The sequence below is a fragment of the Hyphomonas sp. genome (genome assembly GCF_037969335.1).
GTDB lineage: Bacteria > Pseudomonadota > Alphaproteobacteria > Caulobacterales > Hyphomonadaceae > Hyphomonas.
On record NZ_JBBKXE010000111.1, the window covers coordinates 1 to 11466 of the forward strand.

Sequence of the window (11466 nt, forward strand, 5' to 3'; positions counted from 1 at the left end):
CCCTCGCCGCCCCCCCGACACACCCCGTCAACCACACGAAATCGCCGGTTTTTGCGGTCGTCCGGCGTACCGGAGCGTCGGACAGGCAGCGCCCAATCAGGGTGAGAGACAGGAACAAGCCCTGAGGATTGGTGACAGTGTCTCCGCCGATCAGCTGCGCGCCCCAGGCTGCCAACTCGTCACCCAATGCTGCTGCAAATGCTGCGATTTCAGCTTCACCGCGCGCCTTCGGCCAGCCGAGCGTGAGCAAGGCTTCGGTTGGCTCCGCCCCACTCGCCAGCAGGTCCGACACGTTCGCCCGCACCAGTTTGCGCGCCACGGTATCGACCGGATCGGAGGCCAGGAAATGCACCCCCTCCACCATCGCATCTGTAGTAATTGCGACAGGACCCGACGTACCGATCTGGGCCACGTCATCCTTCAGTCCCGCCGCACCCTGCCCCTGTGCCAGCGGCGCAAAGTAACGCGCGATCCAGTCCTTTTCCGCCATGTTCAGTCTTCCAGCGGCCGCTTTTCGCCCGCCAGCACGACGCCCCAGATCGGAATGCCGGTCCAGTTCTCCCCCGCCACATCCAGTGGATTGGCGCCAAGGATGGTGAAATCAGCCCGTTTTCCGGCCTCGATCGAGCCGATTTCGGCCTCCAGCCCGACAGCCCGCGCTGCATCGAGCGTTACAGATTCCAAGGCCTCATAAGGTGTCAGCGCCATGGTCGCCTCATAGACGCCGCCCTCCCGCGTCGCCCGCGTGATATGCACACTGGCTGCCCGCAAAGGCTCCGGCGGCGCCAGCGGTGCATCGGAATGCACGGTCACCGTAACGCCTGCATCGGTCAGCGCGCCTAGTGGCGATATCCAGCGCGCCCGTGGCTGGCCCAGCGGGTCGGCATAGGTGTCGGCCATATAGTAGACATAGTGACTGGCCGCCGAGACATTGGCCTTGAGGCGACCGGCTTCCTCGACCTGGTGCGGCGAGAACAGGCCGCCATGCTCGATCGTGAAGGAATTGTCGCCGCCACTTTTCCGTAATGTTTTCAGCGCCATGAGCGTTGCGCCCTGCGCGGCGTCTCCATTGGAATGGATGTTCACGCCCAGGCCTGCGTCCCAATAGGGCTGGATCGTCGGTGCGATCTCGTCCGGCTTCATCACCCACAAGCCTTCGCTGCCCTTCGACTGCCCCGACAGGTATCCCGGCGGGGACAGCCGCATCGTCTGGCTGTAGAAGGCGCCATCGGTGAAAAACTTCACACGCGGCAACACAGGCGCGGCCGCCGGGCGCACACCGCTGACCATGTCACGGACAGCCTGCACCCTGTCCTCGCCGAACGAACGTTGCAGCGCCCGGTATTCCGGCACGAGGTAGAGATTGTATCCGGCGGACTGGGCATCGCCCCAATTGCTACGGATGTTCGCGTCTTCCATCTCCCAGCCAAACAGGCCGTAGCCCATCTCGACCGTTGTCGTGACACCTGCCTCGTGCAGCATGCGGGAGAAGCCCTGGAAGCCGGCGCTGACATTCTCCGGCGCCAGCATCACGTCAGAGAAGGCGCCCAAAACGGCAATTGCGGCATCCTCATAGATCCGCCCTGTCAGTTCGCCATTCTCATCAAGGTCGACGCCATGAAACTTTTCCGCCAGCGCCGGCGTGAAGCCCGCGCGCTCAATGGCGGCGCTATTGAGGTAAAAATCGTGGCTGGAATAGTGCCAGATCACCAGCGGGCGCGCGGTCGTGATCGCGTCGAGATCGGTGCGCGTCAGGTCGCCGTGGACGAGGTTGTGGTAGCCGTAAATCACAATCGGTTCGCCCGGCGCGGTCGATGCCTCAATCGCCGCGACTTCCGCGAGGAAGCCCTCGCGCGTGCCGATCCCAGCACGCATCCCGTGCGGCGTCGCCATCGGCCAGGGCGGCGTCAGTGGCAAGTTGTATTGCAGGGCCCCCAGCATGACGTGGACGTGCGGGTCGATCAGGCCCGGCACAATCACCATGCCTTCAAACGTGCGATCCACGCTGGCATTAGGCAGGGCCTCGGCCAGTTCCGCTTCCGTACCGGTCGCCAGGATGCGCCCATCCTTCACCGCCACGGCTGACGCCACCGCATCCGCTGCAACCATCGTGACAACGCTGGCCGCGGGATAGATCACGGCCCCTTCGCCAGCGGCCGCCGTATCATCTGCGCCGCCCCTGGAGCAGGCCACGGCAAGCAGCAGCGCTGCGCCAACAAGAATATTTCGCATGGATAGCCCTCGATCGATCTGGCGCGCAGCCTGACCGTTCGGGCGAATGATTACAAGCAGGGCCTAAGCGATCTCGCGGCCAATGGCATAGAAACGATCCCGGCGCTGGCGACGCAATTCCTGCGGCGACAAGCCCTCGAGGTCTTTCAGCGCGGTATCCAGCGCCTTGGCGGCAGCGGCCATCGCCCGCTGCGGGTCGCGGTGTGCGCCACCCACAGGCTCCTTGACGATGCCGTCAATCACCTTTGTTTTCAGCAGGTCCGGCCCCGTGATCTTCATCGCGTCGGCGGCGTCGCGCGCCTTGGCGGGATCGCGGTACAGGATCGAGGCACAGCCTTCCGGCGAGATCACCGAGTAGATCGCATGTTCCATCATCAGAACCGTATTGGCCGCCGCGATGCCAATGGCGCCGCCTGACATGCCTTCACCGATGCTCAGCGTGACGAACGGCACGCCCAGTGACAGGCCGCGCTGGGTGCCCCGGGCAATCGCCTCGGCCTGGCCGCGCTCTTCGCCGCCCTTGCCGGGATAGGCGCCGGCCGTATCGGGAAAGCTGAGGACCGGCAGGTTGAACTTCTCCGCCATGTCCATCAGGCGGACCGCCTTGCGATAGCCTTCCGGGTGCGCCATGCCGAAATTGTGCTTCAGGCGCTTTTCGGTCGTGCGGCCCTTCTCATGACCCATGAGGACAACCGAACGGCCCTTGAACCGGGCCAGGCCGCCGATGATCGCTTCGTCATTGCCGAACAGCCGGTCTCCGGCCAGTTCTTCGAAGTCCTCGAAAATTGTTTCAATATAATCAGACAGGTGCGGCCGGTCAGGGTGGCGGGCAACCTGCGTCTTACGCCAGGCCGAGAGGTCCGAATAAATCTCTTTCAGCTGCTTGGTCGATTTGGCCTTCAGCTTGTTCAACTCGTCCTTGATGGACGGCCCGCCCTTCTGGCCAGAGAGGGCTTCGAGCTCGGCAATCTTGGCGTCGAGTTCGGCGATGGGCTTTTCAAAATCGAGATACGTCGTGCTCATGGTGCAATGTCTAGCAATCCATACCTGACTCGCCTAGCGCCGATTTCATTACAGTATTTCCTGGAACATCACGACGGCTGGCAGCGTCAGAACGCCCAAAAGCACCGGGAAAACAAAGAAGACCAGCGGAAGCGTCAGTTTCGCCGGCAAAGCCATGGCTTTTTCCTCGGCATAGAGGATGCGGCGCTGGCGCATGTCCGCCGAGAAAATGCGAAGCGTCTGGCCAAGACTCGTCCCCATTTCCTCCGCCTGACGCAACATCGTCGCCAGCGATCCGGCCTCCTCGATGCCCATCCGGTCGGCAAAGCCGCGCCAGGCCGACTTGCGCGCCCGTCCGGCCCGCAGCTCCAGCGACAAAGTCCGCATGTATCCGGCAATGATCGGGTGGCGCAGCTCGAGTTCCTCGCCAACGCGCTGGACCGATGCATCGAGGCTCAGCCCCGCTTCCACGCACGCGACCAGCAGGTCCATCATGTCGGGAAAGCCGCCCGAACATTCCTGCCGGCGAGACTTGGTCCGTTTGTCGAGGTACATGCCCGGCGCGATGAGCCCGATCATGACGAGCATCACTGAAATCACGAGCGGGGTCGTACCCGGCAAGCTCGCCAGATAGGGCAAGGCCGCAAGCAGGCCGAGCTGCGGCAGGACGATGCAAAGCAGGCGCACGAAATAATACCGGCCAACAGCCGATGGGCCGACAAAGCCCGCACCGGCCAGCCGCGCCTTGGCCGCACTGACCCCCTGTTCATCATCGTCAGGCGCCATTTGGTCGGCCAGCCCGGTGACCGCCTTGCCGATGCGGCTAGGATTGCGGCGCTGACCCGTCTCAGCGGTCACCGGCCCACGGCGCGCCAAACGGCGTTCGACGCTTTCGATGTCGCGGCGGCTTCTGAGGAAAGACAGGATGCTTGGGAACAACAGCGCCAGCGCTGCGCCCAGCATCAGCACAGGCGCCCACATTCCAGGGAAAGATGACGTATCCACGTTCACTGTTCCGCCCTACATCTTGAAGTTGATCATTTTGCGCATGACCAGGTTGCCGATGAACATCCATACGAACAGACCGGCAAATCCATAACGGATGAGCGGGTCATGGATCACGTTGCCGTAGAAGTTCGGCTGGGTCAGATGGATCGCCAACATCACCATGAACGGCGCAGAGGTCAGGATCAGAGCCGACATCCGCCCTTCCGACGAGGCCGCGCGCACCTTGAGGCGCATCGTCTGGCGTTCACGGATCGTTGTCGTGTTCGCCTTCAACAGGTCGCAGAGGTTGCCGCCCGTTTTCTCCTGCAGGCGCACAGTTGCGCCGAACAATTCGACATCCGGATCACCCGACCTTTCAGCCATGCGCTGTACCGCGTTCGTCAGCGAGAAGCCGTAGGACACCTCATCCGCCGTCATGCCGAACTCCGTGCCAATCGGATCCGGCATCTCGCGCGCCACCAGCGACACGGCCGTCGCAACAGGGTGGCCCGCCTCGAGGCTACGGCAGACGATCTGCAGGGCATCGGGCAACTGTCCTGCCAGTTTCTTGCGGCGTTTGCCGGCGACATGCTTGAGCACGAAAATCGGGCCGACAAGAAAGACCAGCAAGCAGATACCGAGCGCCGGCATCCAGCCACCGACAAAATGCATATAGGCGCCAGCTGCTACCAAGCCGCCAGCTGCCGACATCGCCACCCATTTGAGTGGTTGGTAGGGCAGGCCCGATCTGACGACCAGGCGGTTGAACCGCTCCAGCGGCATGGCGAAATTGCCGTCCGCATCCAGCCCCCGGCTTTTGCGCAACTCGACCATGGCCTCGCTGGTGCTGGCAAACCGGTCCTTGAACTGCAATCTGCGGTTCACAATCCGCTTGGTCTGCGCCTGCGTGACAAGACCCAGCCCGGCCTGGATCATCAGGAAGAATGCCCCTGCCGCCATGATCGCGCTGACCAGCATGAACATGCTGTAGCCGGTTATGTCTGGTAAGCCGAACACGTGACGGACGCCTAGAATACGGTCGCGGGATCGAACATGCCTGCAGGCATGTGAACGCCGCGCCGCTCCATCTCATCGAGGAATTTCGGACGCAGGCCCGTCGCGACAAACTTGCCGATTACCTTGCCGTCTTCTGACGTTCCGGAGCGTTCGAACTTGAAGATTTCCTGGATCTGGATGATCGAACCTTCCATGCCGGTGATCTCGGCAATCGACACAACCTTGCGCGAACCGTCTGACAGGCGAGTGGCCTGAACGATGAAATTCACGGCGGACGCGATCTGGCCCCGAATGGCCTCCTCGGAAATCTTCATGCCGCCCATCATCACCATTTGCTCAAGGCGCGTGATGGCATCGCGGGGATTGTTGGCGTGGATCGTCGCCATGGAACCTTCGTGACCGGTATTCATGGCCTGGAGCATGTCGAAGGCTTCCTCGCCGCGAACCTCACCGAGAATCACTCGGTCCGGACGCATGCGCAGCGCGTTCTTGACCAGTTCGCGCTGGCGGATTTCACCCTTGCCTTCGATGTTTGGCGGGCGTGTTTCCATGCGTGCAACGTGCGGCTGCTGCAGCTGAAGTTCAGCCGCATCCTCAATCGTGATCAGGCGCTCCTTCGGGCTGATCGCGGACGACAGGGCGTTCAGCAGCGTTGTCTTGCCCGACCCCGTACCGCCGGAGATCACCGTCGATGCCTTGCACTTCACGGCGCCGAGGATGAACTCTGCAACCGGTCCCGGAATGGCGCCGAAACCGACGAGCTTTTCCATTGTCAGTGGCGACTTGGAGAATTTCCGGATCGAGACGAGCGGCCCATCAATCGCGATGGGCGCAATCGCGGCGTTGACGCGGCTGCCATCGAGAAGGCGCGCATCGACCAGCGGCTGGCTTTCATCCACGCGGCGGCCCACCGCTGACACGATGCGCTGCACGATGCGCAGCAAGTGATCATTGTCGGCAAACCGAACAGGTGCCAGCTGCAGCTCGCCATTTCGCTCAATATAGACCTGATTGTAGCCGTTGATCAGAATGTCCGCGATGGAGTCGTCTTTCAGCAATGGCTCAATCGGGCCAAGACCGGTCATCTCGTCCATAACCGCATCGGCAAAGGAGACTTCCTCGACCGACGACAGAGCCATTTCTTCCTTGCGGATGATTTCGGAAATGATGCCACGGACACGCTGACGCATTGTGCCATCATCGAGCTTCTCGAGCGCAGACAGGTCAAGTTCATCAATCAGCTTGGCATGCACGCGCAGCTTCGCATCCAGCAAGTCGAACCCTGCGGAATCGGCTTTGCCTTTTGCGGGTACGAGTGCCGGCGCGGCATCAGCCGGCTTCGTCGACGGCACAACCAGTGGTGCAACCGCCGCAGTGCTGGACGTGAATCGGCTCATTTTGCGCGTCTCTTTTTCTGGGGTTGCACCGCGTTGGCGGTAATGTCTTCGGGGAGAAGGCGGTCGACGAATTGCTGCACGTCCAGCACAAGCTGGCTCTTGGGCTTCACATCAGCGATGGGTTTTCCGAGGTTGACTGCAGTACGCGCCGCATCCCAATCGGACGCGATCGTCGTATGAATTTCCTGTTCGATGGCCTGCTCTGCCTTGTCGACGGCGAACTCGGCACGGAAACGCTTCTTCGGGAACATGCGGTTGAGCACCAGCTTGGACTTGCCGCGATCACGCCGCAGGATATCCGTTTCGCGGCACATCTCTGCCGCAGCGTGCAGGCTCGGCACTGTCAATTCGCTGACGATGATCGCCTCATCGACGGCACCGAGAATGGACTTGGTCCAAGGCGTCATGTGCCGGGGCATATCGACAAGAACGTATTCGAATGTACTGCAGGCGACATCCAGCAGGCGCAACATTGCCGGCTCGGTCGCCAGGGCGTCCGCATCCGGATTACGCGGCGCGGCAAGCAGCGAAACACCTTCCGCATGTTCCCAGCACCATGCTGCCAGCAGACGTTGGTCCAGACGATCCGGCGCGTCCACCAGCGCCTGCAGGTCCAGTTTCGGCACCGCTTCGAGGAAGGACGTGGTCATCCCGTCAGCCACATTCAGATCGACGAGACACACCTTTCCCGGACCAACCTTGCGGGCGAGGCTGAATGCACTCTCAATGGCCAGCGTTGAAACACCCGCGCCGCCGACGGCACCGCGAAAGGCCCAGCACTTTGATGTCGCGCCCGAGCCCTGAATCGACTGGGTCTCGCGGAGCTGTTCGGCCGCATCGATGATTTCCTCGATTCCGGCGGTCGCCGGCACAATATCAGACGCCTCCAGCTTCATCAGGGCCCTGACCATATGGCCGGGCAACTGGTCGGAGACGACAATCACCGCCGTGTTCGGGCGCTCAACAGCGAGAGTCAGGATCACCTGATCGTAGCCGGCAACGCCTTGTTCGACCAGCACAAGGCCTCCGCCATGGCGCAACACGATCTCAGACGCCGAAAGGCCCGACAGATCGGCCAGGTCAGCGCAACATGACTTCAGCGTTTCCATCCGCTCCGGATTCGCCAGCACGGCGAGCGAGGGGATGGTCCGGTTTGACGGCGGCGGAGGAGGATCTGACTTCTGAACAGGTTCAAACATGTCAGCTACCGGTCCCGCCAGCCGAAGCCTGCCCCAGCTGCTTCTGCTTGCCTTCGTTCAGTGCCTTGACCGCGTTCGCGGCACGCACACCTGATGTCGACTCGACTTCCCTGGAATTCGGCAGGTTCACGTCGCGCACCGACTGGGTTGCGATATTCATCTCGGTCGCTCCGCCCAGCAAACGGACATCCTGATGGTCGTGGCTCGCACAGGCTGCGAGCAATGCAAGGGCGGTGATAGCGCCAGTGATCTTGATACGATTACTCATCTTCCGGCCTCCCTAGTTTGCCAATGGAACAGTTGCGGTTTGGTCCAGCAGAAACAGTTCGGCTTCCGTCGACTCAGCGAATGCATCAAGCGGTGTGTTCAGCGCATCAGGGTGTGTCGCTGGCTGGACGAGACGCGGCGTGACGATGATGACGAGCTCGCTCTCATTCTTCTGGTAGCGCTTGGACGAGAACAACATGCCGAGGATGGGCACGTTGCCGAGCCAAGGCGTCTGGCGCACGTCGTTGGAATAATCGTTCTGCAACAGGCCGGCGATGGCGAAGGCCTGGCCATCATGCAGCTCGATCGTCGTATCCGCCCGGCGCACCGAGATACCTGGAATTTCGATGCCCGCAGACCGAATGCCATTGCCTCGGTCAAGCGCCGACACTTCGGGTCGGACACGCAGGTTCACGAGGCCATCGCCGAGGACAGTCGGGGTGAATTCCAGACTTACGCCGAACTTCTTGAATTCAACCGAGATCTGATTGTCCCGGCTGGCAACCGGAATCGGATACTCACCGCCGGCCAGAAAGCTTGCCGTATCACCCGACAGCGCCACAAGGTTCGGCTCGGCCAGCGTACGGATCACGCCCTTCTGTTCCAGTGCGCGCAAGGTGATGTCAATATTCTCGCTTCCGACATTGGTGAATAGCGCGATCGTTTTCTCGGCGATGCCCGAGATCGTGCCGCTATCGGTGATGCCAACAACATCATTCGCACTGATCTTGTTGCCGAAGCCGATCTCCTTCACCGCACTGCGGCTGGCCTCAACGAAGCGCACTTCCAGCAAGACCTGCTGGCTCTGCCCAACCGACAGGCCATTCGCCACACCGCCCGGCACGTGGCGCTCGGCCAGTTGCAGCGCCATGTCGGCAGCGGCCGCTGTCGTCAGCTTGCCGTCCAGAAACACACCGTCATGCACGGGATAAACGTTGATATCCTCGCCCGGCAGCAGGTTCTTCAGGTCGGTGCGGAGTTCATTCAGCCCCAGTTCGACTTCAACATCGATGAGTTCGGCGATTTCTCCGGCAGCATTGTAGATCAACACCGTTGTCGCGCCGGGTTGCTTGCCACGCAGGAAAAACGAGCGGTTCGACGTTGCCATCGCATCGGCGATTTCGGGATCGGCAACGACCAGCGTTGCGAATTTCAGGTCCGCTTCGACAACTGTCGAGCGGCCCTTTTCCAGAACCAGCACGCTGGCACCATCCGGCGCGCTGCGCTCAGTCCACGCTGCTGCGGCAGGCACGCCGAGAACCGCTATCGTCAGACAGGCGGCAAAGAATCTACGGAACGTGTTCATTTGCTGACTTCTCCGATTGGGGCTTTGTCCCGGGCGACCGGTGTCGTGACCTCGGTTTCTGTGTCTCCGTTGATCACGCGGACGCGCGTGGTCGATGGCGCACGGTTCACACGCGGTCTCGACACGATACGCACCGGCTGCGGCGACTTGCGGATTTCGGCAACCAGAGCGGCTTCCTCATGCCGACCGATCAGCGCGAGTCCAAGCGCGCCGCGCTGGCTTGCGGCGCTGAGCGCGAGCGCATCGTCCGGCATTACTTCAAGCGTTACGGTGCTCGAAGGACGCGCCCCTTCAAGACCTGCTTCAAATGACTGATCGATCGCCAGCACATTCACGTTCTTCAGGACCGACCGGGCAATTACGTCGCCTGAGACGCGTTCGCCCTCGCGTGCCGAGCTGCTGCCGGCATCCTCACGCGGGATGAATTCATTCACGTCCACGCGGTCGCCCGGCAGGACGAAGCCCGCCACGCCTGTATCGCTGCCGACAACAACCGAAACAGCGCGCATGCCTGGCGTGATCGATGCCGCAAGCGTCAGTATTGCTCCGGTATCGTCGAGTTTGGCGCGCATCAGCGGCTCGCCGGGCACGATCAGGCCTCGCGCATAAACGGTTTCTTTCAGGTCTTCAAAGCTGCGCAACGCGTCGGCAGGCACAGCGTCTGCTGGCCAGGGCGCTGACTTCAGGCTCGCATGATCGATCAGGTCGCCCGTTTGAATAACCGAGGTAGCGACGAGCACGGATGACATCTCGACAGCTGGCGCGAGACTGGCCGCGGAAGCATTGGACGTGCCGGATGTCATATAGCTACGGCCCAGAAATACTGCGCCTGCGCCCAGAACGAGCGATAGGCCAAGGCTGATCAGGGTTGTTAGCTTCATTGTCGGAGCCCTCGTTCCCAAGACCGTATCTGGTCAGGCTGGGACATTAGAGGTCAGGCGATAAAGTCTGTTGAAGAGCGTTGTCCAAATCTCGGGCCGCGCCCGAACGCCCTGTTAACCAAAAACCAAGCTTCATTAAGCGCTTATGAATCATCCCGTTACGGGCGGATCATTGGACCCCGCCAAGGGCATTCGCGCCGATCCGCTTAGCTATGAAGGAAGTGAGGCGTCGCACCCGGCGCCAGGATCGCGGCCGTGAGACGACCGCCGAAAACGGCCCCGGTATCGAGATTTATCCGGCGTCCGTCGGCCGCCATGTCGGGCAGCGAATCCTGTGTTGGTGAATGACCATGCACCACGGTCTGGCCGATCAGGTCTGGCGCTGTCCAGCAGCGCGTATCGAAAAATTCCTTCCGCCGCGTCCACATCTGGACCCGCTCGCCGCAGGCCGGAAACGTATCCGGATCGACGCCGCCATGAACGAAGACAAGCCCTCGTGCTTCGTCCCGGAACATCGTCGGCAGGCCAAGCAACCAGTCCAAGTGATGATCGGGCGGGCCGTCGAGGCCCCGACGGCGGTAACTGTCCATGGTTTCTTCACCGCCCCATTCCAGCCAACTGCGGCGCGACGCCTGATCCTCCATGCGCACCGATTCAATCATCAGCTGTTCATGGTTTCCGCGAATGTTCACGCATGCCGGTCCACGCCGCACTTCCATGTCCATCAGATAGTCTACGACCCCGCAGGAATCCTGGCCCCGGTCGATCAGGTCGCCAAGGTGGACCAGTGTCACTTCAGCGCCGCCGAGTTCGACCTCGGCATGGAACCGGACCATGTCGTGCAGCTCTTTCAGACGATCAAGTTCGCCATGGATGTCGCCGATGGCGCAATAGACAGGTTGGGTCATGGGTCACACCTAATGCCGGACTACGCTCAAAAAAGGGCCGTGCCGCAGAAATGGCTCAGCCATTGGAATGCCAGTGCGTTGGTCGCGGCGCTTCTGGATGGCGGCGATCACGGCGTCGGGCGCCGTTCTTGGGGTTCGTGTCAGTTTGATACAACCGCGCACGGTTTGATACGTTAGTCGCTCCGTCCGATTACATCGGCAAACACGGCGGCATCGACGTTGCCACCGGTCACAACCACCCCCACTCGCCCCCCGCGCATATCCTCGGGT

11 protein-coding genes are annotated in these 11466 nt (G+C 61.6%); all 11 read right to left on the bottom strand.

The genetic code is table 11. From position 1 onward, the window contains the following. On the bottom strand, nucleotides 1–490 hold a 490-nt coding region (locus tag AADA04_RS08415; protein WP_340692812.1), incomplete at its 3' end, for an AIR synthase related protein. A 2-nt stretch (nucleotides 491–492) separates the two neighbouring features. Next, nucleotides 493–2232 carry an amidohydrolase family protein gene (locus tag AADA04_RS08420; RefSeq protein ID WP_340692813.1) on the bottom strand — a complete coding sequence of 580 codons (1740 nt, stop codon included), beginning with the start codon at nucleotides 2230–2232 and terminating at the stop codon, nucleotides 493–495. Nucleotides 2233–2295: 63 nt separating this feature from the next. Continuing rightward, entirely contained in the window at nucleotides 2296–3255 is a 960-nt protein-coding gene (locus AADA04_RS08425) for an acetyl-CoA carboxylase carboxyltransferase subunit alpha (protein WP_340692814.1), read from the bottom strand. A gap of 48 nt (nucleotides 3256–3303) precedes the next feature. Next, nucleotides 3304–4239, bottom strand: a complete 936-nt coding sequence (locus AADA04_RS08430) for a type II secretion system F family protein (RefSeq protein ID WP_340692815.1) — start codon at nucleotides 4237–4239, stop codon at nucleotides 3304–3306. 15 nt (nucleotides 4240–4254) lie between these two features. Next, nucleotides 4255–5238 carry a type II secretion system F family protein gene (locus tag AADA04_RS08435; protein WP_340692816.1) on the bottom strand — a complete coding sequence of 328 codons (984 nt, stop codon included), beginning with the start codon at nucleotides 5236–5238 and terminating at the stop codon, nucleotides 4255–4257. An 11-nt stretch (nucleotides 5239–5249) separates the two neighbouring features. Continuing rightward, the gene (locus tag AADA04_RS08440) at nucleotides 5250–6635 is read right to left on the bottom strand and encodes a CpaF family protein (protein WP_340692817.1); all 1386 of its coding nucleotides are present in this window, start codon (nucleotides 6633–6635) and stop codon (nucleotides 5250–5252) included. Further along, a complete protein-coding gene (locus AADA04_RS08445) occupies nucleotides 6632–7834 on the bottom strand; it encodes a hypothetical protein (RefSeq protein ID WP_340692818.1) in 1203 nt (400 codons plus the stop codon). The genes AADA04_RS08440 and AADA04_RS08445 overlap by 4 nt, the downstream gene beginning before the upstream one ends. Nucleotide 7835: 1 nt before the next feature. Continuing rightward, nucleotides 7836–8102 (bottom strand): hypothetical protein, encoded by a 267-nt coding sequence (locus AADA04_RS08450; RefSeq protein ID WP_340692819.1) that lies wholly within the window; start codon nucleotides 8100–8102, stop codon nucleotides 7836–7838. Between the two features lie 12 nt (nucleotides 8103–8114). Next, complete coding sequence (locus AADA04_RS08455; RefSeq protein ID WP_340692820.1) at nucleotides 8115–9407, bottom strand: type II and III secretion system protein family protein; 1293 nt, start codon at nucleotides 9405–9407, stop codon at nucleotides 8115–8117. Further along, nucleotides 9404–10288, bottom strand: coding sequence for a Flp pilus assembly protein CpaB (gene cpaB, locus AADA04_RS08460; RefSeq protein WP_340692821.1), 885 nt, complete (start codon nucleotides 10286–10288; stop codon nucleotides 9404–9406). The genes AADA04_RS08455 and cpaB overlap by 4 nt, the downstream gene beginning before the upstream one ends. Before the next feature lie 206 nt (nucleotides 10289–10494). Further along, a complete protein-coding gene (locus AADA04_RS08465; RefSeq protein ID WP_340692822.1) occupies nucleotides 10495–11196 on the bottom strand; it encodes a metallophosphoesterase family protein in 702 nt (233 codons plus the stop codon). Between the last annotated feature and the right edge of the window lie 270 nt (nucleotides 11197–11466).